The organism is Actinacidiphila bryophytorum (assembly GCF_016916835.1).
Lineage (GTDB): Bacteria > Actinomycetota > Actinomycetes > Streptomycetales > Streptomycetaceae > Actinacidiphila > Actinacidiphila bryophytorum.
Window position 1 is genome coordinate 173,423 of sequence record NZ_JAFFIX010000004.1, and the last position, 26,596, is coordinate 200,018.

At 72.9% G+C, this 26,596-nt stretch carries 20 protein-coding genes; 9 read left to right on the top strand and 11 right to left on the bottom strand.

Features of this window, described 5'->3' with window-relative positions; genetic code table 11:
* Positions 1 to 1,190 precede the first annotated feature (1,190 nt).
* Positions 1,191 to 2,096, bottom strand: a complete 906-nt coding sequence (locus JT723_RS08155) for a serine/threonine-protein kinase (RefSeq protein ID WP_205043806.1) — start codon at positions 2,094 to 2,096, stop codon at positions 1,191 to 1,193.
* A gap of 78 nt (positions 2,097 to 2,174) precedes the next feature.
* Between JT723_RS08155 and JT723_RS08160 the strand changes: the two genes are divergently transcribed.
* From JT723_RS08160 to JT723_RS08170, 3 genes are all read left to right on the top strand, one after another.
* Positions 2,175 to 2,762, top strand: coding sequence for an RNA polymerase sigma factor (locus JT723_RS08160; RefSeq protein ID WP_205043807.1), 588 nt, complete (start codon positions 2,175 to 2,177; stop codon positions 2,760 to 2,762).
* 101 nt (positions 2,763 to 2,863) lie between these two features.
* On the top strand, positions 2,864 to 3,595 hold the full coding sequence (locus JT723_RS08165) for a hypothetical protein (RefSeq protein ID WP_205043808.1): 732 nt from the start codon (positions 2,864 to 2,866) through the stop codon (positions 3,593 to 3,595).
* Between the two features lie 95 nt (positions 3,596 to 3,690).
* Positions 3,691 to 4,407 carry a hypothetical protein gene (locus JT723_RS08170; protein WP_205043809.1) on the top strand — a complete coding sequence of 239 codons (717 nt, stop codon included), beginning with the start codon at positions 3,691 to 3,693 and terminating at the stop codon, positions 4,405 to 4,407.
* A gap of 30 nt (positions 4,408 to 4,437) precedes the next feature.
* Here JT723_RS08170 and JT723_RS08175 read toward each other — a convergent pair whose 3' ends face one another.
* A complete protein-coding gene (locus JT723_RS08175; protein WP_205043810.1) occupies positions 4,438 to 5,514 on the bottom strand; it encodes a GNAT family N-acetyltransferase in 1,077 nt (358 codons plus the stop codon).
* Positions 5,515 to 5,544: 30 nt separating this feature from the next.
* Between JT723_RS08175 and JT723_RS08180 the strand changes: the two genes are divergently transcribed.
* Positions 5,545 to 6,018 (top strand): MarR family winged helix-turn-helix transcriptional regulator, encoded by a 474-nt coding sequence (locus JT723_RS08180; protein WP_240165261.1) that lies wholly within the window; start codon positions 5,545 to 5,547, stop codon positions 6,016 to 6,018.
* A 14-nt stretch (positions 6,019 to 6,032) separates the two neighbouring features.
* Here JT723_RS08180 and JT723_RS08185 read toward each other — a convergent pair whose 3' ends face one another.
* Positions 6,033 to 7,553: an esterase/lipase family protein gene (locus tag JT723_RS08185; RefSeq protein ID WP_205043811.1), complete on the bottom strand. Its 1,521-nt coding sequence runs from the start codon at positions 7,551 to 7,553 to the stop codon at positions 6,033 to 6,035.
* A gap of 145 nt (positions 7,554 to 7,698) precedes the next feature.
* On the opposite strand from JT723_RS08185, the gene JT723_RS08190 reads away from it, so the two are divergent.
* Entirely contained in the window at positions 7,699 to 11,094 is a 3,396-nt protein-coding gene (locus JT723_RS08190; RefSeq protein ID WP_205043812.1) for an NACHT domain-containing protein, read from the top strand.
* A gap of 17 nt (positions 11,095 to 11,111) precedes the next feature.
* On the opposite strand, the gene JT723_RS08195 is transcribed toward JT723_RS08190, so the two are convergent.
* The 7 genes from JT723_RS08195 to JT723_RS08225 all read right to left on the bottom strand — a co-directional run bounded on the left by JT723_RS08195 (position 11,112) and on the right by JT723_RS08225 (position 18,421).
* Positions 11,112 to 11,696, bottom strand: coding sequence for a GNAT family N-acetyltransferase (locus JT723_RS08195; protein ID WP_205043813.1), 585 nt, complete (start codon positions 11,694 to 11,696; stop codon positions 11,112 to 11,114).
* 22 nt (positions 11,697 to 11,718) lie between these two features.
* On the bottom strand, positions 11,719 to 12,978 hold the full coding sequence (locus JT723_RS08200) for an MFS transporter (protein ID WP_240165306.1): 1,260 nt from the start codon (positions 12,976 to 12,978) through the stop codon (positions 11,719 to 11,721).
* Positions 12,979 to 12,995: 17 nt separating this feature from the next.
* A complete protein-coding gene (locus JT723_RS08205; protein WP_205043815.1) occupies positions 12,996 to 13,535 on the bottom strand; it encodes an ArsR/SmtB family transcription factor in 540 nt (179 codons plus the stop codon).
* Between the two features lie 63 nt (positions 13,536 to 13,598).
* Entirely contained in the window at positions 13,599 to 14,423 is an 825-nt protein-coding gene (locus JT723_RS08210; RefSeq protein ID WP_205043816.1) for a hypothetical protein, read from the bottom strand.
* Between the two features lie 81 nt (positions 14,424 to 14,504).
* Positions 14,505 to 15,038 (bottom strand): SigE family RNA polymerase sigma factor, encoded by a 534-nt coding sequence (locus JT723_RS08215; protein WP_205043817.1) that lies wholly within the window; start codon positions 15,036 to 15,038, stop codon positions 14,505 to 14,507.
* An 84-nt stretch (positions 15,039 to 15,122) separates the two neighbouring features.
* Positions 15,123 to 17,216 (bottom strand): restriction endonuclease, encoded by a 2,094-nt coding sequence (locus tag JT723_RS08220; RefSeq protein WP_205043818.1) that lies wholly within the window; start codon positions 17,214 to 17,216, stop codon positions 15,123 to 15,125.
* A gap of 182 nt (positions 17,217 to 17,398) precedes the next feature.
* Positions 17,399 to 18,421, bottom strand: coding sequence for an alcohol dehydrogenase (locus JT723_RS08225; RefSeq protein WP_205043819.1), 1,023 nt, complete (start codon positions 18,419 to 18,421; stop codon positions 17,399 to 17,401).
* Positions 18,422 to 18,665: 244 nt separating this feature from the next.
* Here JT723_RS08225 and JT723_RS08230 point away from each other — a divergent pair, with 244 nt between their 5' ends.
* Positions 18,666 to 21,809, top strand: a complete 3,144-nt coding sequence (locus JT723_RS08230) for a glycoside hydrolase family 2 TIM barrel-domain containing protein (protein WP_205043820.1) — start codon at positions 18,666 to 18,668, stop codon at positions 21,807 to 21,809.
* Between the two features lie 94 nt (positions 21,810 to 21,903).
* A complete protein-coding gene (locus tag JT723_RS08235) occupies positions 21,904 to 22,803 on the top strand; it encodes a DUF4232 domain-containing protein (RefSeq protein ID WP_205043821.1) in 900 nt (299 codons plus the stop codon).
* A 7-nt stretch (positions 22,804 to 22,810) separates the two neighbouring features.
* On the opposite strand, the gene JT723_RS08240 is transcribed toward JT723_RS08235, so the two are convergent.
* Positions 22,811 to 23,341, bottom strand: coding sequence for a DUF4396 domain-containing protein (locus JT723_RS08240; RefSeq protein ID WP_205043822.1), 531 nt, complete (start codon positions 23,339 to 23,341; stop codon positions 22,811 to 22,813).
* A 402-nt stretch (positions 23,342 to 23,743) separates the two neighbouring features.
* Here JT723_RS08240 and JT723_RS36080 point away from each other — a divergent pair, with 402 nt between their 5' ends.
* Both JT723_RS36080 and JT723_RS08250 read left to right on the top strand, forming a co-directional pair.
* On the top strand, positions 23,744 to 25,441 hold the full coding sequence (locus tag JT723_RS36080) for a glucuronyl esterase domain-containing protein (RefSeq protein ID WP_251513258.1): 1,698 nt from the start codon (positions 23,744 to 23,746) through the stop codon (positions 25,439 to 25,441).
* 49 nt (positions 25,442 to 25,490) lie between these two features.
* Entirely contained in the window at positions 25,491 to 26,546 is a 1,056-nt protein-coding gene (locus JT723_RS08250; RefSeq protein ID WP_205043824.1) for a polysaccharide deacetylase family protein, read from the top strand.
* The last annotated feature ends 50 nt before the right edge of the window (positions 26,547 to 26,596 follow it).

Consider the following 26,596-nt stretch of genomic DNA (forward strand, 5'->3'; position numbering starts at 1 on the left):
CCGGGTACGGCCGACTCCGGCGGGCTACCAGGGGAGGGGGTCGGGGCGGCGGGTCCACCACCAGGCCGCGTCGTGCAACCCGCGGGATCCCAAGCGTCCGCCATCGTCTGTACGAGCTGTTCCCACGCCCCCAAGCAGTCTGCGGCCGTCCGGTACTGGGCGCCGATGTCGTCGGTTCGGCCCGTTCCCAGGGCGTCCAGAGCCGTGGCGAACCGGTCGCTGGTCGGAGTGGGCTTCCGCTGGTATCGCACGATTTCGGGAAGTCGGGTGACCTGGGCGTTCGGTAGGTCGGTAACAGGGGCCTCGACGGCATCGACCTTGTAGCCGGCCGTTTCATCGTGCGGGTCCTCGCCCGGGTCGAGCAGTCGGGCACGGGTGACCGTACCGTCAGCCGCCGCGAGACTGGGGACGCCCTGCAGAAACTCCTCCGCCGGGTAGAGGACCGAGTGACCAAGCATCCGCGCGAGCGCGGCGGCGAGTTCCGGCACACTCGGCTGCGGCTGAACACTGTCCCTGACGTAGATGTCCAGGGACGTCCGCACATCGCCCCGGAGGGTTTCCGTCCCGCAGAGCACCATCGCGTCCCAGTGCCGCGTGTTCTGGTCGGTTTTCTCGTCAGCCACGTCGACATCGCTCACGGGGACCCGGAAGCACTGGGCGAGTGCTTCGGCAACGACTCTGGTGCTCAGGGGCTCGGTGACGAGCAGGTTGTAGTCAGTCATCAGTACGTCCCATCGTAAACTGCCTGGGCTTTCAGGATCGCGTCCGGGTTGTTGATGAAGCGCGGAACTCCGCCCGCCCGGCCGCGATCTCGGCGATGTCCTGATTGACTTGCTGCTCGTACCCGCGCAAGATCACCGTGTTTTTCTCGTCGACATTCCCGGATGCTGCGCCAGAAATGGTGTGTCGTTTGTTCGGCAGCCGCAGTGATTTACCTTTCGCAGGCCCCTTTACCGACTCGGAAACGGGAAAAGCCCCTTTCCGGGGTCGCCGCCGCCGCCCGCCCCGGTGCGCATGACCATGCCGAGGTCGTCGCGGCCGGCCGCCGGGCCGCTGGGGAGGGCCAGGCCGGGTTGGAAGTCCGGGAGGTGGAGGCTCTCGAGCAGGCCCTGGCGGCCGCCGTTCTGGGCGATGGTCTTGGAGCCCTGGGCGGCTGTTCCAGAGCGGTGACAAACGGCCCGTGCGGGGGCTCAGCGGAGCAGCCAGCTCAGCAGGGCCGTCGCCGTGAACACCGCACCTGACGCCAGGCTGACCGCGCGCAGGGTCAGCCACCTGGGGGGTTCCCGGGGAGGGGGGACCGGTGCCAGCAGGGCGTCCGCGAAGGCCTGTGCGGTCGGCGGCCGGTCCGCCGGGTCGACGGACATCGCGGTCCGCAGCAGCAGGGCGGTGCCCGGCGGCAGTTCCCGGCCGGCCGGCGGCGCGGGCAGCGTCGACGCGGACGGCTGGTCCGTGATCAGGGCGGTGGCGCGTCCGCCCGGGCCGAACGGCTTCTGACCGGTGAGCAGTTCGTAGGTGACGACGGCGAGCGCGTACACGTCGGCCCTCCCGTCGAACCCGCCGGTCTGGAAGGCCTGTTCTGGCGCCATGTACGCGGGTGTGCCGGTGGTCACCGTCAGCCCGGACGCGTCGGCCAGCTGCTTGGCGCTGCCCAGGTCCGCGACCAGCACCGCGGCGGGCGTGGAGCCGGTGGCGAGCAGCAGGTTGGACGGTTTGACGTCGCGGTGCACCACGCCCGCCTCGTGCAGGACCTGCACCGCGAAGGCCGCCTCCGCGGCCAGCCGCAGCGCCTCCTGCGGGCCGCACTGCCCGACCCGGTCGGCGAGGGTGCCGCCCCGTACGTAGTCCATGACGAAGTAGGGCCGGTCCTCCTGCACGCCGACGTCGTGCACCCGGACCACCCGCGGGCTGGCGATCCGGCGCAGGAGCCGCGCCTCGGCCAGGAACCGCTCGCGCACATCGGCGTTGGCGGCCCAGTTCTCGGCCAGCACCTTGACCGCGACCTCGGTGTCGAGCTCCGGGTCGTAGGCCTTCCAGACCGTCGCGAAGGAGCCCGCCCCGAGCCGGTCCAGGAGGAGGTAACGGCCGAGCTTGCGCATGTGGCAGCATTCTGCCGGAACCGCGGGGGGCGGAAAACACCTGTTCGGCGAGTGGGACGCACGCGGCAGGTACGCGGCATGGGCCGACAGGCACAGGCAGGCACAGGACGGGGGCTCGGGGTGTTCGAGGAAGGCGAGCTGGAACGGCTCGTGGCGGCTGCCCAGGCGGGTGACCCGGGGGCGATGGAGTACCTGCTGGCCAAGCTGCGGCCGGTGGTGCTGCGCCGCTGCTCCCGCTTCCTGCCGCACCACGCCGACGCCGAGGAGGCCGCGCAGGACGCGCTGCTGTCCATCAGCACGCACCTGGGCGAGTACCGCGGCCGCGGCTCGTTCCTCGGCTGGGTGACGGTGATCGCGTCCAACGCCGCCCGGGCCACCTACCGTTCGATGCGCCGGCGTGCCGAGGACAGCCACGCGGACGTACCCGAGTCCGTGGACCCGCGGACCACCAGCGTCATCGCCGGGACCCGGCTGGACCTGATGGAGGCGCTCACCGCGCTGGAGCAGCAGCACCCCGCCCTGGTGGAGTCCTTCGTGCTGCGCGACCTGGGCGACCTGACGTACGTCCAGGTGGCCGAGGAGCTGGACGCCCCGCTGGGCACCGTCAAGGACCGTATCCACCAGGCGCGGCGCTTCATGCGCGAGCGGCTGGCCGGCGGCCGGTGAACGGCGCCCCCGCGGCGGGGCGCGGCCGCGGTACCGCCCGGTCCGGGTACGCGGCCCGGTCCGGTTGTGCGGTCCGGCCCCGGTACGCCGTCGCCGCCGTCGTGGCGGCTGCCGCGTGCGGCCTGGCGGCCGGGCGTTTCGTCCTGCCACCGCCCCCCGGCTCCCCGCACCCGGCAGCGGCGGCCCCCGCGACCGGCGGCGCGTCCGCCCACGTACGAACGACCGCCGGCTCCGGCTCGCCCAAGCCCGCCACCGGCCCGGTGACGACCGCGGACCTGCTCGGCCCCGCGGCGTTCGGCGCGGTCGGCATCACCGCCCCGATCCGCACCAGGGACCGCTTCGGCGACGGCGTGTACGCCAACGCGGCCTGCGCGGGGGAGAAGACGCTCGGCCAGACGCTGGGCGGGCCGGGCGCCCACTTCCGCGGGCTGATGACCGGCACCCGCACCGACCCGGACGACCCCACCGTGGCGGTGGACCACGCCGACCAGGTCGCCCGCGAGGTCGCCGCGGAGGCCCAGAACCCGGCCCTGGCGCAGAACTTCGCCCAGCGCCTGCTGCTGGAGGAGGTCCCCTGCCAGGACGCACCTCCCGGCCACTGGGTCTACGGCAGGACCACGACGCTGGAACTCGCCCCCGGCGTCAGCGCCAGCTGGATGGGCAGCTACCAGGGGTCCCTCAACACCGGCGGCACGGCTCCCGAAGGCGCGGAGCCCTGCGGCGGCATCGCCGTCCTCCGCAGCGGCAGCCACTACGCGGTGCTGGAGGTCGACGCCTGCCTGGGCGCGGACGCGATGTCCCGCATCGTCAGGACCGCTCTGTCACAGCTGTGAAACAGCCGGTCAGGGCTCCAACATTCGCTCCGCCGGCGTCATCTCCCCGGTTGCACGAGGACGCAGCAGGCGTCCCGACCAGCAGGGAGAGCCAGATGTCCGAGAACCGGTCCGTCCAGCCCGAGTCCGTCCGGCCCGAGTCCGTACGCCGCAGGTCCGTACGCCGCAGCCGTGCCGCCGCCGCGGCCTGCTTCACCGCCGCGCTGGTCGCGGTCGGCGTCGTGGGCGTCCAGTCGGCCGCCGCCCACCCGGCGGCCCGGCGCCCCGCCGCCCCGGTCGCCGCCGTCGCCGCTCCCGGACTCGGCTCCGCCGCCCTCCTCCAGAGCGAGGACTTCTTCCAGCAGGGCCTCGCCCCGGTCGCCGCGACCGTCGCACTGTCCGGGCGCCAGGCGCTCTCGGCGTGCTCGGGCGAGGAGGCGATGCGGGACCTGACCAACGGCAAGGCCACCGCGTACGCCTCGGTGACCTGGACCTTCGACACCGACAGCAGCCTGCTGACCGAGTCGGCCGCGAGCGCCGCCACCGGCACCTCGGCGGGCGCCTACGTGAAGCGGCTCGACGCGCTGGTGCGGGACTGCCAGGACGAGCCGGCCGGCCACTGGCACTACGGCGCCGCCCACACCCTCACCGCGGGCGGCGGTACGGGCCACTGGTACCCGTCCTACAACGGCGACGGGACCGCCACCGGCGGTGTCGCGGTCCTGCGCAGCGGCACGAGGGTCGCCGTTGTCGAGCTGACCGGTCAGCCCACGGACGACCCGGCGTACGTCGAGGGCGTCGCCACCGCGGCCCTGAACCGCCTCGCCTCCTGACACCCGCGCCGGCGGGCGGAACCGGCCCGGTCAGTGAACGGGAGCCGCGGCCGGGAGGGTCTTGGCGAGGCGGGTCGTTCCCGGGTCGCCGCCGGGTATCGGCCGGTAGCCCTCGCTCTCGTAGAGCGCGATGTTGCGGCGGCTGGCGGCGCCGGTGGTGAGGACCAGGCGTTCGCCGCCGCCCGCCGCGGACTCGGCGGTACGCAGCATCCACCGGCCGAGGCCGCGCCCGCGCAGGTCGGGGGCGACGGCGAGCCGGCCGATGTGCCAGTCGTCGCCGTCGCGGCGGGCGCGCACCGTCGCCAGCAGCCGCCCGTCGAGGAAGAGGCCGGTGGCCTGCCATGCGGCGAGCCCCGCGCGTACCTCTTCGAGCGGCTCGTGGAGGGCGGGTACGGCCAGCGTGTCGTTGGCCAGGGCCTCGTCCACCCAGCAGCACCGCTGCAGCACCGTGACCTCGGGGGCGTCGGCGGGGGTCAGGGGCCGTACGTACGAGCCCGGCAGCGGCCCCGGCGCCGTGTCCGCGGCGGCGCGTTCGCGCATCGGCCGCAGGGCCTGGGCGACCCGCACCAGCTCGTCGAGTACGCCGACGGCCGCCGCCGCGCGGGCGTCGTCCGGGCGGACCTGCCCGTCGTGCACGGCGTCGGCGATGCGGAGCGCGACGGTGGCGCCGACGGGCACCAGGCGGAGTGTGGTCACGACCTGCTTGGCGTGCTGGACCGCGCGGGTGCCCGCCGAGGTGTTGCCGTAGCTGACGAAGCCGACCGGCTTCCAGGCCCACTCGGGTCCCAGGTAGTCGAGCGCGTTCTTCAGCGTCGCGGGCATCCCGTAGTTGTACTCGGGCGTCACGATGACGAAGCCGTCCGCGGCTGCGACGGTCGCGCTCCAGCGCCGGGTGTGCGCGTGGCGGTAGAGGCCGGCGGACGGGTGCTCCTCCTCGTCGAGGAAGGGCAGGCCGAGGTCGCCGAGGGCCAGCGGCATCAGGTCCACGCCGAGTTCGCGGGCGCGGGGGGTGATCGCCTCGGCCAGCCAGCTGCCGACCGCCGGGCCGAGGGCGCCGGGGCGGGTGCTGCACACGAGGAGGAGGATGAGCGGCCTTTTCGTTGACATAGAAACGAAGCTACCTGGTAGATTGGTTACATGTCAACGAGATCCTCGGGCCACGGGGCCGCCACCCGATGGCTGACCCCTGAGGAGGAGCGCGCCTGGCGCGCGTACCGCCGCATGGTGACCGCCGTGCAGGTGCGCACGGCCCAGGACCTGGCCGAGCACGGGCTGTCGGAAGCGGACTACGAAGTGCTGAGCACTCTCTCCGAGCGCCCGGGCAGCGCCGGTCCGCTGCACGAGCAGGCGGCGAAGATGGGGTGGTCGCGCAGCCGGCTGTCCCGCCATGCCACGCGCATGGAGTCCCGCGGCCTCCTCCGCCGCGACCCGGACCCGGCGGACGGACGCGGCTGCATCCTGGTCCTCACCCCGCAGGGCCTGCGCACCCTTGAGGACACCGCCCCCGCCCATCTGGCGTCAGTACGCCGCCACTTCGTCGACCGCCTCACCCCCGAGGACCTCGCCGCCCTCGAAGCCATCGCCGCCAAGGTCGACCCGACCGGGGGCTGAAGAGCCAGGGGCCGTCAGCCCCAGGCGGTGACCGTGAGGCGCACGCATGCCCCCTCGCCGAGGAGCGGGGCGGCGGAGGCCGCGGGGGGCAGGGGGACGAGGGCGGTCCAGGTGCCCGGCTCGGGGTTCTCGTCCAGGAGGGACGGACCGGCGGCTTCGTAGTCGCGGATGCTCCCCGGGATACGGGAGTTCCAGGCGGCCCGCGCGGACGGGGCTGCGTCGGAGGGCGTGACGTCGACGATGAGGGTGTCGTCGAAGTCGCGGACCTGCTCCAGGTGGTCGCGGAAGGTGAAGAGCCGGTGCTGCCCCTGGCGGACCGCCAACACCCGCAGTTGCAGGGAGAAGCGCAGGGTGTCGGTGCCGGCCGGCGGCAGTCGGCTGGACAGGAAGGTGGTCGCCAGCCGTACGGCACCGTCGGTGCTTCCGTCATCGCCGGGGGCCGACAACTGGAGCGGGCACCAGTGGGCTGCGAGCCTTTCGTGCAGGACGACCGGCAACCCCCGCACCGACAGGCGGACTTCGGCCTGCCACGTCGTGTCCTGGTCGGCGCCGGGGAGCCGGTGCCCGACCAGGTCGGCGTCCACCCGCAGGTCGCCGAACAGAAAGCGCCGCAGACTCTGGTAGGCCTCCTCGGAGTTGACCAGTCCGTAGCGCCCGCTGTGGCTGCGGTGCACGTAGGCGCGGTGGGCGCCCGGCACGTACGCGTTCTCGATCTGGACCAGGCCGTCGCTCCTGACGCCCACGGCGTCCGCCGAGAGCCCGAGCGCGACGTCGTAGTCCGAGGAGTCCGTGCCGACCACGCACATGACCTTGTCCAGCGGGAGTGCGCCCGGTCCTGTGGGCATCTCACGGGCCTGCCAGCCTTCGGGCGGACCGCCGGGATCCCGCTGCGCCTCCGGGGTCAGGTACTCGTACATGCGGTGCGGGCCGAAGATGTCGGCGCCCTCGATGCCCAGCGCGTCCCGCAGCCGCTCCAGGGTGCCGAATCCGACGTCGAAGGCGATGCCGCCGTGGGGTGTGCCGTAGGTGAACAGCTTCTCGACGTGGTCGCGCGGGTCGCCGCCCTCGTCCGGGATGATCTTCTGGAGCAGGCAGCGGCAGATCAGCCCGCCCATGGAGTGCGCGACGAGGTGGACCCGCGGCGCCCCTGTCTTCTGCTGCAGCGTCCGGATCAGGCCGAGCAGGTCGCGGGCCGCGTTCTCCAGACTGAAGTCCTGCGGACTGGTGCCCCAGGTGTCGGCGGAGACGTCGTAGAAGCGGTGCACCCAGATGCTGGTCGGCGGGACCCGGTCGTGCCGGTCCAGGTACGCCGTCTGGCCGCCCTCGACGAGGATCTGGTAGTCGTGGTCGGCGAGGAGCCTGAGCAGCGGCCCCTCGAACTGGTAGAACAGCGGCTCGTCGCCGCTTCCCACCCGCACGTGCGTCGAGCCCTCGTTGAACCCGTAGAACGGGTCCGTCACCGCCTTGTCGATGCCGGGCGTGCCGCCCGCGAACCCCCGTACGTACACGAGGGGAAAGCCGGACCCGGCCGACATCGGACCTCCAGGGTGCACTCGCGCGGACAAGACCTGTATGTCATATGTTGACCGGATATCGTGCCGCATAGACATGACTGCGCCGCGCGGGTGAATGTTGCCCGGCTGCCGCCGAAAGCCGGGCGGGCGAGGAAACAGTGACAGGGTGAAGGTTGGCGGAGGCGCTGCGTGGAGGAGGCAGGGGGCCTACGACCAGGCCCGGAGGTGGCGGGTACGCAAGAGCGGGTGGTATCTGCCCCTGCTGGCGCTGACCTTCGCGGGGGCGGTGGTCATGCTGTTCCTGGCGGCCGAGGCCGTCTACACCCTGGCCGGCAAGAAGGGCGCGCGGGACCGCCGTTTCTGGTCGCCGATGGTCTGGATCGACGGGCAGTGCAGCGAGAGCGGCTTCTCCTGCGGCGTCCTGCAGAACGTCTTCATGCCCTTCCTCACCCTCGCCCTCGTCACCGTCGCCTACCTCTTCTTCCGGTTCAGCCGGGTGCGCAGGGCGTATCTGAGGAAGGCCCGGGAGGCCCCGCACGAACTGGTGGAGACGGCGGGCGACATCTTCGGCGAGGTCGTGGGCCGGGACCAGCTCTGCGCGGTCCTCATCGCGGATCTGCAGGACAGCCGCTTCCGCCGCACGCACGTCGTCGTCGGAGGGATCGGAACCGGCAAGACCGCACTGGTCGTGCTGCTGACCCGGCAGCTCGCCGGCTGCAACGCCGTGCCCATCCCACTGCGTCTGCGCGGGGTCGAGGGCGGCCTGGACTTCCTGCAGATGGCGTCCGAGCGGTTCTCCCGGGAAGTGCAGGGCCACATCCGCTCCGGTGCCGAGGGGGAGAAGGTGTGGCGGCGGTTGTGCCAGCAGGGACGCGTCGTCGTCCTCGCGGACGGGCTGGAGGAGGCGCTGACCGGTGAGGAACTGGCCGAGGAGCGCGACAACATCATCCGGCTGGCCATCCGCCGGGCCAACGAGGAGCGGCTGCCGCTGATCATCACCTCACGGCCGCACGACTCGCTCCGGGGGATGGACGCGTCGCTCACCGACCTGGAACCGCTGAGCGAGGATGCGGCTCTGGAGTACATCTCCTCCGGCAACGGGTGGGAGGACCGGCAGCGGCTGGACTGGATCGTCGAGATGGCCGGCATCGCCGAGGCGCCCACCTACCTGCAGATCGCCCGCGAACTCCACGAGGAGGGACTGCTGGAGCACGCCCTGACCGGGCACGCCGAGGCGGAGGCGCTGGAGACCCGCGGCGGGGACCGGGCGGCGCTCCGCCTCCATCTGATCGACACCTGGCTCAACGCGCTGATCAGCGGCGATCTCCATCCCGAACTGCCGCTCAGCCCGGACGAGCGGCGTGCGGCGATCCACTACCTGTCGGCCCTGGCATGCGCAGGACTGGCATCGGACTCCTCCGACGTGCGGTTCGCCGACGTGATCGACGAGCAGGACCCGCTGCGCCCCCGCTACCCCGAGATCGTCAGGGAACTGGCGAGGAGAGTCGAGGACAGCCGGCTGGACATCCGCCTCGCGGCGCAGTGGGGGGCGAGGATGGGTCTGGCGGAACTCGCCGGGGACCGCGTCCGCTTCCAGCACAGCGTCCTCCAGGCCCATCTCGGATCCCGGTTCATGAACGCGGTGATCCACCCGGGAATGCCCGCCGAGCCGGCCGAAAGATCCTTCTTCCCCGCGGCGTTGGACAGACCTGGGCGCGAACTGCTGATCGCGATGGTGCTCCACTCCCGCACGGTCGAGGGCTCGTGCGTGCACGGGGAAGCCGACGCCGGCGACTCCTGGTGCCCGGTGTCGGCCTCGCGCGACCTGCTGCTGAACGCCGCCTGCCGGGCGCAGACGGCCACGGGGCGGGGGCCGGAGTCCGTCGGCGGCGGGCGGGCTGCCGCAGACGGCTCCGCCCAGGCGCAGGTCATCTTCGAACGGACCCTGCACACCAACGCGCTGGAGCTGTACGCGGCGGCCCTGGTCATCGACAGCGTCGACGCGGAACCGCAGCAGCACCTCATCGCGATGCGGCTGTGCACCTCGTGGCCGGACCTGCTGGCCAGGGACCCGCGCACCCTGCGAGCGGCCAAGGCGCTGCTGGTGTCCCGCTTCGGCGAGGCGATGCGCGGCGTCGTCCGCAGACAGACCCTGCAGCCCGCCTACCTGGAACTGTTCGACATCGCGTGCCAGGAGCCGTCGTATCCCATCCGCGTGGCCATTGCGCAGGAGATCGGGTCCGGTGGCGACGGGGCCTTCGCCGCGCTCCAGTCCCGGCTGCGCGGACCGCGGGTCGTCCCAGGCCGGCGGCTGGAGCGCGGGAGCGAGACGGATCTGCTGCTGGAGCTGTACGACGGCCAGCAGCCGGAACACGTCGCGGAGCAGGAAACCAGGGAACAGCGCCGGGCGGAGGGCGGGGTCGGCCGGATCAAGCGGGAACTGCGGGAGCGGGAGGGGCAGCGGCACGACGAGCGCCGGCGGGCGGCGGAGGAGCGGGAGGCGGAGGAGAACGACTGGCGGGACAACACCATGTGCGCATGGCTGGTCCCCATGCTCGTGGGTTCGGTCACCACCCACCGCCACCGGGACACCCCGTACGCGTTCCTTGAGGCCTGGGTCCGGCGGGTGGGTGCGCCGGACGGGGACGAGGCGCCGCCCCTCGACCTCACCGTGGAAGTGGCCCTGGCCCAGGGCTTCAAGTACGCGGCCAACCGCAGGCGGCGCCATCCGCACGCCCGGCCCGAGGCACGGGAGTACCTGGCCGGGCAGGCCTGGGACATGCTCAAACGCAGTCGCTTCTGGTTCACCCAGCTCACGCTGCTGCACGCGCTGACCCTCTGGAACGTGCCTGACGGCGCTCACGCGACGCGCCCCGCGCACGGACACGGCTCCGATCCGGCCGAGCAGGTGCACCAGTGGCTGGCGCTCCCCGGTGGGGAACGCCGGCATCCCTTCGTGGAGGCGGCCGCGGAACTGTGCGTCTGGGCGCTGGAGTCCCGGCAGCCCGAGCGGTTCCTGTGGATCGACGAGTGCGGTGTCGCCGCGCATGTCGGCTCGCACACCTCAGAACACGGCGAGGACCGCAAACACCAGCTGTGGATCCCGCCGTCGACCGGCTGGAGCACCCTGCACGAGCGCGCCCAGCAGCTGCTCGGCGACGTGACCGTGCTGCTCAACCTCGCCGAGCGGGCCGACTGGCCCAAGGACCGGCTGCGGCGCCTTCGGCTCACCGACCGCCCCGACCTGCCTCCCTGCCTCACCCGGGACCGCAGCCCGCTCGATCCGAGCCGCACCGTCGTCCGCACGGCGGAGTCGCAGGCGGGTTCCAACTGCCTGGACGACTGCGGCTTCAACCTGTGCCCGTACCCGCCCAGGGGCCTCGACGGACACCGGGTGGAGTTGAGCCAGGCATTCTGCCGCGCGCAGTCCACCCTGGTGTCGCGGTCCCGCTCCCTGCTCCACCCCGAGGCGAGATGGCAGCGGAACACGAAGACGGGCGAGCTCAGGCGCTTCTGGGACCTGATGGGGCAGCGGGCACAGGACAACGCCCGCTCACGGTGACAGCCGTTCGGGGGAGGTCAGCGCCGCTCCCACGCACTCCTGGTGATCTCGTACCGGACACCGCCGTGTTCCGAGCCCTCGACCCGCGCCATGTCGGCAGGAGTGGGGAGGGTGCCGGTGAGCGTCATGCCGAGTTTCTCCATGACGTTGCGCGAACCGCGGTTCACGGTCATCGTCTCGGCCCAGACCATGCGCATGCCCAGTTCGGTGAATCCCTTGTGCAGCAGGGCGCGTGAGCCCTCGGTGGCGTAGCCCCTGCCCCAGGACGCCTGCCGCAGCCGGTAGCCGAGTTCGGCCTCGTCGCGTGGGCCGTCCGGTTCGGGGCGCAGGCAGAACCAGCCGGCGAACGCCCCGCCGTCCTTCTCGTACGCGGCGAACAGCCCGAGGTCGCCGTCCCACCTGGCGTACCCCGCGAGGATGGACGGCAGATGGCGTTCGCGGACGGTCTCGGGGGCCGTCGCCTCGCCTCCGGACAGGAAGCGCATCACCGCGGGGTCGCTGTCCAGCTCGATCAGCAGGTCCGCGTCGTCGGCCGTGAAGCGGCGCAGGGTCAGGCGTTCGGTCTCCAGGTACTCCAGGTTGGTGTCCACGGGGCGGATCATGCCGCGGGAGCCGCCCTTACCGCTACGTCGCGCTCGCCTGGACCGGCGTCCGGGACTCCCGGCGATCCGCGTCGGGAGCGGCGGCGCGCAGGGCCGCCTCGACCCGGCGGTTGCCGGTCATGGCCGCGGTCACCGCCGTCATCGTGAGCAGCAGGCCCGCGGCGGCGAACAGCGGGGTGCGGACGCCGTACGCGGTGGCCAGCCAGCCACCGAGGAAGGCTCCGAACGGGGCCGCGCACATGGCGAGCATGCGGGAGGTGGAGGCGACCCGGCCCATCAGGTGGGCGGGGACGACGGCCTGCCGCAGGGACGGGCCGATCACCATGGTGGCGCCCATGCCGGCACCGCAGGCGGCGAGCGCGAGGCCGGCGGCGTACGCGTTCGTGGCGGCGGCCAGGCCCAGGACGGCGAGGCCCTCGACGGCGGCCGTGCAGGTCAGCGCGGTACCGGTGCCGAGCCGCCGGCCGAGGGACGAGGCGGCGCCCGTGCCGAGCAGACCGCCGGCGGCCTCCGCCGTGAGGAGCAGGCCGAAGCCGGAGGCGCCGATGCCCAGGCGTTCGCGGGCGAAGAGGGCGAGGACGGTCTCGACGGCGAGGAAGGCGATGTTCCCGACCGCGGGACGCAGCGCGAGCCCGAGCAGCAGCCGGTCCCCGAAGACGTACGAGGCGCCGGCCCGCGCCTGCCGCAGCAGCGGCTCGCGGGCCTCGGGTACGGGCAGGGGCGCGGCCGGCAGCGATCGCACGAGCAGCGCGGAGAGCACGAAGGACACCGCGTCGGCGAGCAGCGGAACCGCCCGGCCGAGCGCGAGCAGGGCGCTGCCCGCGGGCGGCCCCGCGAAGCCGGACGCGGCGGTCTGGGCGCCGCGCAGGCGGGAGTTGGCCCTTTCCAGCAGCGCGGGGTCGCGGCCGAGGAGGTCGGGGAGGAAGGCGGTGGCGGCCGTGTCGAAGAAGAGCCCGCCGAGGCCCAGCAGGAAGGCGACGGCGGCGAGCAGCGGAATGCTCAGCACGTCGAGCGCGGCGGCGACCGCCGGTATCGCGAGCAGCGCGGCACGTGCCGCGTCCGTGACCCACATGGTGCGCCGCCGGTCCCAGCGGTCCACCAGCGCACCGCCGAGCACCCCGAAGAGCAGCCACGGCACAGTTCCGGCGGCCGTGACGACGGCGAGCGCCATCGGGTCGCGCGTCAACGTCAGGGCGAGCAGCGGCAGTGCCGCATAGGTCACGCCGTCGCCGAGCGAGGACACCGTCTGCGCCGTCCACAGCCGCCCGAAGCCGGCCGACAACTTCCCCGCGTCCGCGCTCACTTGGCCTCCCCTCCCGCGGGCCCGCCCTGCGCCGGGTGGAAGAGGGCGAAGACGAGCGACGCGTCCGGCAGCGCCGGGTCCGACAGCTCCCGGTACTCGTCCGCCAGCGCCTCCAGCCGCTCCGCCAGCTCGGCGAACTGCTCGTCGGTGAGCCGCAGATGGGCCATCCGCACATGCCGCTCACCGTCCGCAGGCGACGCCTCCAGGTCCGCCACCGCGTGCCGCATCAGCACGTCGGGCCCGCCCTCGCCCGGTTCTGGCAGCACGATCGACCGCGCGGCCATCGCGTAGTACCGCTCGGTGACTCCCCGGACCTTGCGCGTCCGCACCACCTTGACCAGCCCCGCCCGCTCCAGCAGCCGCACGTGGTAGCTGGAGCTCCCCTTCGCGAGCCCCACCCGCTCGGCGATCTGCGTGATCGTCGCGGGCTCGAAGCGCAGCACCGCCATGATCCGGTGCCGCGTGAGATTGGAGACGGCACGCACCTGCTCGTCGGTGGTGACGTGGAGGGTCCTGGGAACGTCGTCGCTCGGCATGGCACCAATGGTCAACGTTTCTTGACCATTGCACAAGAGGGTTCCGCCCGCAGATCACGGCGCCTACGCCCAGGGCGTCGTCGGAATCAGGCGGAAGGGGAGCATCGCGGACGCCGGGGGCGCCGGCATCGTCGTGGCGATGTGGCGCCACTGGTCGGACTCGGCGATCGACGTCAGCTGCTGGGTGGTCAGGGGGGCGTCGGTCGTCGGGGTCCTGCTGTCCGTGCCGGGCTTGCGGATCCACTGCTGGTTGACCGTGACCTGGTAGTCGGGGGTCTCGTACGTCGAGGTCAGCCAGTCCTTGGGGGCCGGATGCACGGACTGGCTGACGATCAGGCGGCCGTCCTTGTAGAGGGAGAGGTGGCAGGGGTCGTCGGACGCGCCGCCGCGGACGGGGGGGCATCCGGCCGTGGAGGGGCCGGAGCCTGCGGGTTTGCGGGTCACGAAGACCGACACCACCGCCGTGCCGCGGGAGTTGGTGAACTTGGCCGCGATGCCCGCCGCGGGGGCGAGGTGCTGGGCCGCGTCGTCCTTGGGGGCGCTGTCCTGGGAGCGTATGCCGGTGAGGGTGCCAGGGGTGAGGAGCGTGGTCAGGGCCTGGTGCATACGGGCGGCGCGGGCGGCCGAACCGGACGGCGGGGCCGGGGGGGAGGCGACCATCGTGTCGATGTGGTGGCCGTTCGACCCGGACGTCGCCACGACCGTGCCGCCGACCGCGGCGGCCACGGCGACGGCCGCCGTCACCGACACGATCGCGGCCGTGCGCCGCCGCCGGGTCCTGCGGCCCTGGGCGTGGGCCGCGGACACCAGGCGCAGCGGGCGGTCGGGCTCGGCGGATTCTGCGGCCTGGCGCAGTGCGGTGCTCAGGGCGTCCTCGAATGCGGGCATGGGTGATCCTCGTCTGGTGGGCATGCGCGGGCCGCGCGTGCGGACGGCTGGGGGAAACGAAGGGAGGTACGCGGTGGCGGCTCAGCGCGGGACGAGATCGGCCGCCTGCTCGCCGAGTTCGGCCCGCAGCCGGTGCAGGGCGCGGGCCGTCCGCGTGCGTATCGCCCCCGACGTGGAATTCAGCGCCTGCGCCGTCTCCTCGACGCTGCGGTCCTCCCAGTAGCGCAGGACGAGCACCGCCCGGTCCTTGGGGGCGAGCCGGCCGAGCGCGTGCAGCAGCGTCACCCGCAGTGCCACGTCGCCGGTGCCGCCGCCGGCCCGCGGCTGCTGCTGCCCGTACTCGGGCGGCTCGGCGGTCAGCCGCTCGGTGGCCGTGGAGCGGCGGCGCCGGTGCATCAGGAAGGTGCGGACCAGGACGGTCTGCGCGTACGCGGCCGGATTGCCGAGCTTGTCGGAGCCGCGGCCCCAGACGACGTACATGCGGCTCAGCGTCTCCTGGACCAGGTCCTCGGACAGGTGGGTGTCACCGCCGGTGAGCAGCCACGCGGAGCGGTACAGCGACCGCGTTCTGGCCTGGGCGAACTCGATGTACGCCTTGGTCTGTGCATGTCGCAATGCGGGCGACCCCCTCCGGACGGCAAGTGCTTACCCGTACTCGATGCACGGGACCGCCGGTGTGTTACAGCCGTCTTCCGCGGGCTACGACACCTCGATGCCGTGGTCGCGGATCAGCGACTCCAGGCCGCCGGTGTACCCCCGGCCGCCGGCCACGAAGTCCCAGTCGCCGCCTGCGCGGCGGCGGAAGGAGCCGAGGACCAGGGCGGTCTCGCCGGGGCGGCCGTCGGAGACGGGGAGCCGGTCGAGTTCCGCGGAGCCGGCGTCCAGCAGGCGGACGGCGGCGCGGGTGAAGCCGGACAGGTCGGCGCCTGGGTTGACGGTGGGGTCGATCGCGGTGGCCAGGACCAGGCGGTCGGCGTCGGCGGGGAGGGCGTCGAAGGCGACGCGCAGGGCGGCCCGGTCGGGGGGTGTCGCGGGGACGGCGGTGACGGTGCCGTCGGGGGTGCGGGGGTTGTTGTAGAAGACGAAGTGGTCGTCGCTGAGGACGGTCGCGCCGCGGCAGACCAGGGCGCAGACGTCCAGGGCGACGCCGCCCGACCACTGCACGCCGAGCACGTTGTGGTCGGGGGCCGGCGGTGCCGCGGGGGCGGGCGGCCGGTCGCCGGGGCCGAGGCGGCCGCGCAGGCCGTGCTGGTGCAGCAGTTCGACCAGCTGCTCGCCGGAGACCAGCTCCAGCGGCTTGCCCCGGACGAAGGTGTGCGAGCCGTTGCCGAAGCGCGAGGTGGTGACCAGGACGCCCTTGTTGGCGCCGGTGTGCTGGACGGTGCCGTAGAGGTCGCGGACCGCGGTGGGCTGCACGGTGTGGCGGTAGCGCTTGACCTGGACGACGATGGTGCCGCCGCGTATCGGGGTGGGGTCGACGGCGTCCACGTCGACACCGCCGTCGCCGGAGCGCTGCGTGGTCACCGCCTCCATGCCCATGGCGCGGAAGAGCGCGGCGACCAGCTCCTCGAAGACCAGCGGGTCCATCGCGAACAGGTCGGGTTCGTCCTCGTCGTCCACCAGGGGGGCCGCGGCCATCGGCACGGGGGCGCCCACGTCCTCGGGCAGCCGGCCGGGGCGGACGGCGACGCGCTGCTCCGGGCGGGCGGACAACTGGCCGTGGAAGACGTCGACCAGGCAGTCGACCGCACTGAGCCGCGCCAGGTCCAGGGCGGCGAAGACGCCGCGGTCCGCGATCACGGTGGCCAGGTAGATACGGGCCTCGCGGCCGGTCGCGGGGTCGTGGTCGTCGACGTAGCCGGCCAGTTCCACCGACTCCAGCACGCCGGATCCGTCGGCGGCGAAGACGTCGCGCAGCGCCAGCAGCACGCACTGGGCGAGCAGGTCGCGGTAGAGGGCGCGGCGCTGGGCGGCCGGGCGGGGGGTGTCCTTGTGGCGGTCGGCGGTCGGCATGTACCGCACCGCCTTGGTCTCGGGGACCGCGTCGTACCCGGGCAGCTCCCAGGTGAGCACCAACTGCCGGGCACCCGCGTCGTAGGCGGCGTCCACCTGGCGCGGCAGGTCCTGCGGCCAGGCGGTCGACAGCGACAGGGCGGCGGAGAAGTACTGGGCGACCGCGTCGGGTTCGCCGGTGCGCAGCCCGTCGGCCAGCCGCTCGACTCCCGCGTTGTGGCGGCGGATCGCGGCGAGCTGGTCGGCGGCCCACTGGTCGTACTGCTGCCGGTAGGCGGCCAGTTGCTGCTGCCGCTGGGCTTCCGCGGCCTGCGCCGCGGCAAGGTCGCGGGCGTAGCGGGCCTGCGCCTCCTCCTGCGCGCGGCGGTTCGCCCGGCCCCAACCGCCGGGCGCCTGGGCCTGGTAGCGCTGCGGGTCGGGCATGGGGACGGGGCGGGCGAGCGGCCCGGCGTCGAAGGGCTGGAGCTGCTGGGAGCGGTGCAGCGCGGCCATGCTGAAGGCGGGTGCGCTGACCCCGGTGGCCAGCAGGCCGGTCAGGGCGGCGACGCGGGCGTCCAGCTCGTCGGTCAGCCGCTGCGCCTCGGCCTCCTGCTGCTGCCGGTAGGCCGCCTGGCGTTCCCGGTTCTGCCGGGCCATGTCCCGTTCGTACGCGCGCTGCTGCCGCTCCCGTTCGCGCTGCTGCTGCGCCCGGGCCCGCTGCTGGGCCTCCTGCTGGCGTTGCTGCTGGCGCTGCATCTCGGCCCAGACGGCGATCGGACCGCTCGTGGAGCGACGGGTCATGCGGTGTTGCCCTCCCCCGGGGGACGTGCTGTCCCGGAACCGCGCGCCGGGTGACCGGCAGCACACATGTCCGACTCTACGGCGAAGTCGCAGCCCGGCCCATCCACTTGGGGCACCCGGCCGGCGCCGGCCGGCCGACTCCCGGGCACCCGGCGGCCCCGCCGGGTACCCTCACCGCGTCCTCACATGGTGAGCACCATGCGGAAGCGCGCGGCTCCGGACATCATCCGCTCGTACGCGGCGCCCGCCTCGTCCAGCGGCACCGTCTCGACCATCGGCCGGATGCCGTGCAGCGCGCTGAAGCGCATCGTGTCCTCGACGTCCTGCGAGGTGCCCGACGGGTGGCCGCGCACGACCCGGCCCTGCATGAGCAGTTGCAGCGGGGCGATGCCCATCGGGTCGGTGGTGGCGCCGATGACGACGAGTTCGCCGCGCCGGGCGAGCCCGTCGACGACCGAGCCGATGGCGTCGGAGTTCCCGACCGTGGCGAGGACGACGTCGGCGCCGCCGAGTGCCTGCAGCGCCTCGGCGACCGGGGTGTCGGCGGTGGAGTCGACGTAGTGGTGGGCGCCGAGCTGCTTGGCGAAGTCCGCCTTGTCGGCGCCGCGGGCGATGGCGACCGTCTCGTAGCCCATGGCGGCCGCGTAGCGCACGCCGAGGTGGCCGAGGCCGCCGATGCCGAGGACGGCGACCAGGTCGCCGGGTTCCGCCTTGCTGCGGCGCAGGCCGTTGTACGTGGTCACGCCCGCGCAGCCGAGCGGCCCGGCGTCGGCGGGGGAGAGGGCGTCGGGGATGCGGGCCAGGGCGTCCACGGGGGCGATCACGGACTCGGCGAAGCCGCCGTCGTAGGCCCAGCCGGGGACCTTCAGGTTCTCGCAGACGATGAAGTCGCCCTGGCGGCAGGGCTTGCAGTGGCCGCAGCTGCCGCCGAACCAGCCCACCGCGACCCGGTCGCCGACCTGCCAGCCGCGTTCGGCCACGCCCTCGCCGAGCGCGTCGAGACGCCCGGCGATCTCGTGCCCGGCGACGACCGGGAAGCTGACCCCGGGGAAGGCGCCCTCGACGAAGCCGGCGTCGCTGTGGCAGACCCCGCAGGCCTCGACGGCGATCCTGGCGTGTCCGGGGCCCGGCACGCGCACCTCCCGTTCGACGATCTCGAACGGGCCGCCGGCGGCGGGGACTTGTGCAACGCGGTAGGTGGTCATCCGGACCTCCCTGAGGCGACGGAGAGCATTCTTCCTTCCATGACAGCACGCCTGGTCCGCCCCCGCGCGTCGGCGAGAAGTGGTGTACGGCTCAACGAAGGTGTCGCACGACCCTTGACCCTCGCAGGTCCCGCACTGCGAGAATCCGTGTGGCATTGGTGGATTCTGTTCGTTGCTGATCCATTGTGAGCGTACACATCGCCAAGGCCTCCGTCGCGTATACCCTCATCGAGGAGTGGTCGCAGTGCCGGTCAATCGCAGGTCCTTGCTGGTCACCGGAGCCGTGGGAGCCGCTGTCCCCGCTCTGCCGGGGCTCGTCCCCAGCGCTGCCGCCGCCCCCGCCCACGGCGCCGGCCCCGATCCCGCACACGGTCGTACACCCGCCAGGACGGTCGACCTCAGCGACGGCTGGCGCTTCGCCCTGGTCAACCCGGCCGGAGTCACCGACCCGACCGGTGCCTACGCCGACGCCGCCGCGCCCGGCTACGACGACTCGCGCTGGCGGGCGGTCTCGGTACCGCACGACTGGAGCATCGAGCAGACGCCCACCACCGACTCGGGCACCTCCGGCGGCACCGGCTTCCTGCCCGGCGGCCTCGGCTGGTACCGCACGTCCTTCACGCTGCCGCCCGCGACGGCCGGCCGCCGGGTGTCGGTCGAGTTCGACGGCGTCTACATGGACAGCTACGTCTACTGCAACGGCACCCTGGTCGGCAACCACCCCTACGGCTACACGGGTTTCGCCTTCGACCTCACGGACCTGCTGCACACCGACGGCCGCACGCCCAACGTGATCGCCGTCCAGGTGCGCAACCAACTGCCCAGCAGCCGCTGGTATTCGGGCAGCGGCATCTACCGCAACGCCCGGCTGGTCATCACCGACCCCGTCCACCTGGCCCGCTGGGGCACCTTCGTGACCACCCCGGGGCTCGCGGAGAGCGCGGCGGCCGGGCACGCCACCGTCCGGGCGGAGATCACCGCGGTCAACGAGTCCGCGCAGCCGCGCCGGGCCACCGTCGTCGCCACCGTCCGCGACCCGCAGGGCCGCCAAGTGGCCCGGCAGAGCGCACCGCTGGACCTCGCGGCCGGCGGGCAGGGCACCGAGACGCTGGAAATGACCGTCGCGGCACCGAAGCTGTGGTCCCTGGAGGCGCCGCACCTGTACTCGCTGGAGGCCGAGGTGCAGGCCGGGGGGAGGACCCTGGACAGCCTGCCGACGACCTTCGGCTTCCGCTTCGTGGCGATCGACCCGGACACGGGCATGACCGTCAACGGCGTCCACGCCAAGATCCAGGGCGTCGACCTGCACCACGACCAGGGCGCGCTGGGCTCCGCGATCAGCGCCGACGCGCTGCTGCGGCAGATGACGATCATGAAGTCGATGGGCGTCAACGCCTTCAGGACCTCGCACAACCCGCCGTCGCCGGAGATGATCCGGGTCTGCGAGCAGCTGGGCATCGTGATGATGGTCGAGGCCTTCGACTGCTGGCACACCGGCAAGACCACCTACGACTACCACCGCTTCTTCGACGCCAACAGCGCGGCCGACATCGCCGAGATGGTGAAGGCGGCCCGCAACTCGCCCGCGGTCGTGATGTGGTCGATCGGCAACGAGATCCCCGACTCCACCAGCACCGCGGGCCTGGCGATGGCCCAGGGCCTCATCGACACCGTCCGCTCGCTCGACACCACCCGGCCGGTCGTGATCGGCTCCGACAAATACCGCGGGCTGCCCGCGGTCGGCTCGGCTGCCGACCTGATGCTCGGCAAACTCGACGGCCTGGGCCTGAACTACAACACCGCGGCCTCGGTCGACGCCCTGCACGCCCGCTACCCGCACCTCTTCCTCTTCGAGTCCGAGTCGTCGTCGGAGACCTCGACCCGCGGCGCCTACCAGGAGCCGCAGCACCTCAACACCGGCGAGAACTACACCCCCGGCAGGCGGGAGACGTCCTCGTACGACAACAACCTCGCCTCGTGGACGATCAGCGGCGAGTACGGCCTGAAGAAGGACCGCGACCGGCGCTTCTTCGCCGGGCAGTTCCTCTGGTCCGGCATGGACTACATCGGCGAGCCGACGCCCTACAACGTCTTCCCGGTGAAGGCGTCCTTCTTCGGCGCGGTCGACACGGCCGGCTTCCCCAAGGACATGTACCACCTCTTCCGCAGCCAGTGGACGGCCGAGCCGATGGTCCACCTGGTGCCGATGGACTGGACCGACCACAAGGCCGGGGAGACCGTCGAGGTGTGGGCGTACTCCAACGTCGACACGGTCGAACTCTTCCTCGACGGCCGCTCGCTCGGCGTGCGGCGCTTCGACACCAAGACGACCACCGACGGGCGCACGTACCTGGAGACCACCGAGGCCACCGGCGACGACCGCACGGTCACCGGCGGCCCCTACCCGGGCAGTTACACCAGCCCCAACGGCAGCGCGGGCAAACTGCACCTGACCTGGCAGGTGCCCTTCGCGCCGGGCGAGTTGAAGGCCGTCGCCCGGCGGGGCGGGCGGACCGTGGCCACCGACGTGCTGCGCACCGCGGGCGCACCGCACACCGTGCGGCTGCTGCCGGACCGCGACGGGCTGCCCGCGGACGGGCGTTCGCTGGTCTACGTCACCGCCGAGGTCATCGACGCGCGCGGCACCGTCGTGCCCGGCGCGGACCACCTGCTGACCTTCACGGTGGACGGCGGCTCGCTGGCCGGCGTCGACAACGGCCGCCAGGAGAGCGCCGAGCGCTACCAGTCCAGCACCCGCACCGCCTTCCACGGCAAGGCGCTGGCCATCGTCCGCGCCGGCACCTCAGCCGGGCGGCTCACCGTCACCGCGACGGGACCCGGCCTGCACAAGGCGAGCGTCCAGGTGCGGACGCTCCACGCCTCCGACGCGGCGACCACCCCGCCCGCGCGGTTCGCCGCAGGCCCGGCCCCGCAGGCCCCCGACCACCCGCTGGCGGACGCCAGTTACTCCGGCGCCCCGAACACCCTGCCGGCCGCGATGCTCGACGGCGACCCGGCCACCGGCTGGTCCAACGCCTTCAAGAAGAGCGCCACCGCCCTGCTCCCGGCCTTCAGCGGGGCCCGCGCGGCCGACTGGGTGTCGGTCGCCTGGGCGGCGCCCCGCAGCGTGGAGTCGGTCGCGGTCTCCTTCACCGTGGACGCCATCCACACGCTGCCCGCTGCGGCCACCGTCTCGTACTGGGACGGCGACCGCTTCGTACCGGCCCGCGACCAGGCCGTCACCTGGGCGGCCGGCTCCGACGCGCCGACCGTGATCACCTTCGCCCCGCTGCACACCGACCGCATCCGGCTGGACCTGACCAGCGCGCACCCCGACGGTGCGGACGGAGCCCAGCGGATCACGGCGTTCACGGTCACGCCGCAGTAGCCGCCGGCCGGACGGAACGGCTGTGACACCCCTGTGACGGGAAGTGTGGCTCCCGTCACAGGGGTTGCGGGCCTGCCGGTGGTGGGGTGGTCCGATGCGCAGCCACCTGGCCCTCTCCGCCGCCGTCCTGGCCGGCACCCTGCTCCTGACGGCGTGCGGCACCGGGCAGCCCGCGGGCGGCGGCCGCGGCCCCGGCACAACTGCCGCGGACCGCTGCGGACTCGGCGGCGGCCCCGCGCCCGAGGCCGTGGACGGCGTCGAGATCACCGACGCGGGCGGCGGCCCGAGCGGCTGCGGTACGGACGGCGGGGCGGACCGTTCCGTGCGCTTCCGTATCACCAACCACGACACCCAACCCCTCACCTACACCGTCGAGTTCGAGGTGCGGTCGCCCGGCGGCGAGTCGCTCGCCCACCCGAAGGGGACCGTGGCGGGCGTGCAGCCGGGCCGCAGCGCGGACGCCGCGGTGGACCTCGGGGCGCTCGTCGCGCCGGGCAACGGGGCGCGCGTGACGGTCTACCGGGTCAGGAGCGTCCCCGCAGCCGAGGCACCCGCCGAGACCGGCCCCTGCCCGGCCTCCGGGGTACGCGTCTACGCCGACCGCGGCGACGCCGCCATGGGGCTGCGGGTGGTCGGCCTGCACCTGGAGAACTGCTCCGACCACCCCTACCGGCTGAGCGGCTACCCGCAGGTCCAGCTGCTCGACCTGCACCGCAGGCCCGTCACCGGTGTCCGCGTCCTGCACGGCAGCGGCGGCATCTCCACAGGCACCGGCTTCGACGACCCGCCGCGCGCGATGACCCTCGCACCGGGGGAGCAGGCGGCCTCGGGCCTGATGTGGCGCAACACCCTCACCTCCGGTGCGCCGGTCGACGTCCCCTACGCCAGGGTCGTCGCGCGGCCGGGCACGCACGCGGTGACGGTGACGCCGGAGATCGACCTGGGCAGTACGGGGAAGCTGGGCGTCGGCCCCTGGCGGCGGCAGGAGCGGTAGCGCCGCCTCAGTGGTAGGCGTGGACGACGGCGTGGCCCTTGCCGCGGCCGATCATCCAGCGGTTGACCGGGGTGGTGATCACGAAGGCCGCGGCCAGGGAGAAGGCGAGCGAGCCCCAGAAGAGCGCGTCGGCCAGCCCCGCGTCCAGGGCGCCGGGCACCCCCACCATCACGGTGTTGTCGATGATCTCCATCACCGCGATGGACACGGTGTCGGCGGCCAGTGCGATCTTCACCGCCTGCCGGAAGGGCACCTGGGCGCGCAGGACGCCGCGCATGGTCAGGGCGTAGCCGAAGACGAAGGCCAGGGCGATGGAGATCGCCACGGTCGCACCGTTGTGCAGCCCGGCCGCGGTGCCGATGACCATGCCGAGGACCTCGCCGATGGCGCAGCCGGTGAGGCAGTGCAGCGTCGCCTGCGCGGCGGTGCGCCAGGTGGCGGGGTGCGAGCCCTGGTCGTGGTCGTGCCCGGTGCCGTGGTCGGCGTGCGAGCCGCCCTCGTGTCCTGCCTCGTGCTGGTGGTGATGTGTGTGGTCCATGGCCCCGTCCCCTTCGTGAGCGCCGGTTCGTGCTGCTCTCGACGTGTGCCAACCATATACCCCCTGGGGGTATTCCCGCACTCGTCGTCCGGGTGATTTGCCCGTTGGTGCTTTCCGAAAGTTTCGCCGACATCCCGGAAAGTGGCTCAAAGTCGCCGCCGGACAAAGATGCAGCTCAGAGACTTGTCGGTGGCCGGTTTCCGCCGTTCCGCCCGCCTCGACGGGGGTGTGAAGGCCTGCTGCGGGTGTGAAAACGGCCAAGCTGACGTGCCGGCGTTCGGCGTATTGTCACGCTCATGACCCGTACCTAACATGGGAGCGCTCCCGGCGCACTTCCAGCCCCCCACGGCTTCTGGAGGTCCCCCCATGCGCTTCCCCCACCATCGGCCCCGGGTATGGGCCGTGTCGGCGGTCGTGGCCGTCGCGAGCCTGACCACCACCGCGGCCCTCATGCCCCAGGCCGGTGCCGCAGCCGGCAGAACCGCCGCGGCCGCCGCCGCGCCCCAGCTCATCGCGTCCACCGTCGAGGACGAGGGCGCCAACTGCCCCGTGTCCCCGGGCCAGACGCCCTCCAACGCCAAACTCCCCGACCCGTTCACCACGTCGGACGGCACGCGGATCACCACCACCGCCGACTGGCAGTGCCGCAGGGAGGAGATCAAGCGGCAGGCGGAGGCCACCGTCTACGGCACCAAGCCGGCCAGGCCGTCGAGCGTGACCGGCACCGTCTCGCGTACCGGCATCACCGTGAACGTCTCGGACCAGGGCAGGAGCGCGAGCTTCTCGGCGTCCGTCGACCTGCCCAGCGGCACAGGACCCTTCCCGGCGGTCATCGTCCTCGGCGGCCTCGGCGCCGACACCGCCACGATCAAGGCGTCAGGCGCCGCGATCATCAACTTCGACCCGACGACGGTCGGCAAGGAGGGCACGCCCCGCAGCAGCAAGCAGGGCGCCTTCTACAGCATCTACGGCTCCTCCAGCAGCACCGGCCTGCTGATGGCGTGGTCCTGGGGCGTGAGCCGGATCATCGACGTCATCCAGTCCGCCGACGGCAGCGTCATCAAGAAGGACGCTGCCGGTGTCACCGGCTGCTCGCGGTACGGCAAGGGCGCGTTCGTCGCGGGCGCCTTCGACCAGCGCATCGCCCTGACGATGCCGATCGAGTCCGGCTCCGGCGGCACCGACGCCTTCCGCAGCATCCCCACCGAGAGCGGCAGCCAGCCGCTCAGCAGCGCGTACTCCGAACAGCCGTGGCTGGGCGACGCGTTCGGGTCGTACACGGGCAACCCGGCGGGCCTGCCGGTGGACACCCACGAGATCGTCGGCATGGTCGCGCCGCGCGGCATGTTCGTCATGGAGAACCCGCACGTGGACTGGCTGGGCGCGAAGTCCGGCAGCGTGGCCGCACTCGGCGGCGCCGAGGTCTTCAAGGCACTCGGCGCGGGCAGCAACATCTCCTACTGGTCGGACGTCGCGGACGGCACGCACTGCGCGGTCAGGCCCGAGTGGAAGGCGCCGCTCCAGGCGAGCATCCAGAAGTTCCTGCTCGGCACCGGCAGCGCGCCCGCCGTCTTCCGGGTGGCCCCCTCGAAGGCCGGCGACCTGGCCTCCTGGCGCACCTGGACGACCCCGACCCTCACCGACGGCGGCACGTCGTCGGGTACGAGCACCGGTACGTCGACGGGCACGAGTACGGGCACCAGCACGGGTACGTCGACGGGCACGAGCACCGGCACATCCACCGGTACGTCCACGGGCACCTCGACCGGTACGTCCACCGGAACCACCGGCGGCGGTACGGGCGGCTGCACCGCCACCTTCACCCTCGTCAACAGCTGGACCGGCGGTTACCAGGCCGAAGTCGCCGTCCGCGACAGCGGAACGACCGCGCTGAGCAGCTGGAGGGTCGGCATGACGCTGGCCTCGGGCCAGACCGTCACCAGCCTGTGGAACGGCGTCAACTCCGGTACCAGCGGCGCCGTCACGGTCTCCAACGCGCCCTACAACGGCACCGTCGCACCCGGTGCCTCGACCACCTTCGGCTTCACCGCCGGAGGCAACGCCACCCCGCCCACGGCGCTGACCTGCACCGGCAGTTGAGCTCCGGCTGACCTCCAACCCCCCACCTCACGAGGAGGACCCACCCCCCATGCGCATCCCAAGGAAACTGTCGCCACGCGCGCTGGTCACCGGGCTCGCCGTCGCCGCGCTGGCGGTCGCGACCACGCTGACCTTCACCACCGGCGCCACCACGACGCAGGCGGCCACCTGCAACGGCTACGTCGGGCTCACCTTCGACGACGGCCCGTCCAACGACCACACCCCCGCCCTGCTCAACGCGCTCAAGCAGAACGGGCTGCGGGCGACCGTCTTCAACGAGGGCCAGTACGCGGCCCAGTTCCCCTCGCAGGTCCAGGCCGAGGTCAACGCGGGCATGTGGGTCGGCAACCACAGCTACACCCACCCGCACCTGATCCAGGAAAGCCAGGCGCAGATCGACTCCGAGATCTCCAGGACCCAGCAGGCGATCGCCAACGCGGGCGGCGGCACCCCGAAGCTCTTCCGCCCGCCGTACGGCGAGACCAACTCCACGCTCCAGGGCGTCGAGTCCAAGTACGGCCTGACGCAGGTCATCTGGGACGTGGACTCGCAGGACTGGAACGGCGCGAGCGTGGACGCGATCGTCGCGGCCAACAACCAGCTGCAGAACGGCCAGGTCATCCTGATGCACGAGTGGCCGGCCAACACGCTGGCGGCGATCCCGCGCATCGCGCAGAACCTGGCCAGCCGCGGCATGTGCTACGGCATGATCTCGCCGCAGACCGGCCGCGCGGTCGCCCCGACCGGGGGCGGCGGCACGGTGGGCGGCACCACGGGCAGCACCACCACCGGTGGTACGACCGGCAGCACCACCACCGGCGGCACCACCGGCGGTGGCGGCAGCTGCACCGCCAACGTCACCGCAGGATCGAGCTGGAGCGACCGCTACAACCTCAACGTCTCGGTCTCCGGCTCCAGCAACTGGACCGTGACGGTGAACCTGCCCGCCCCCGAGGTCGTGATGTCGACCTGGAACATCAGCGCCAGCTACCCCAGCCAGTACCAGCTGGTCGCCAAACCCAACGGGAGCGGCAACAACTGGGGCCTGACCATCCAGAAGAACGGTTCGACCACCTGGCCGTCCTTCTCCTGCAGCGCGAGCTGACCCCGCGCTCTCCCCGCAAGGGCGCGGCGGCCCCCGGGCCGCCGCGCCCC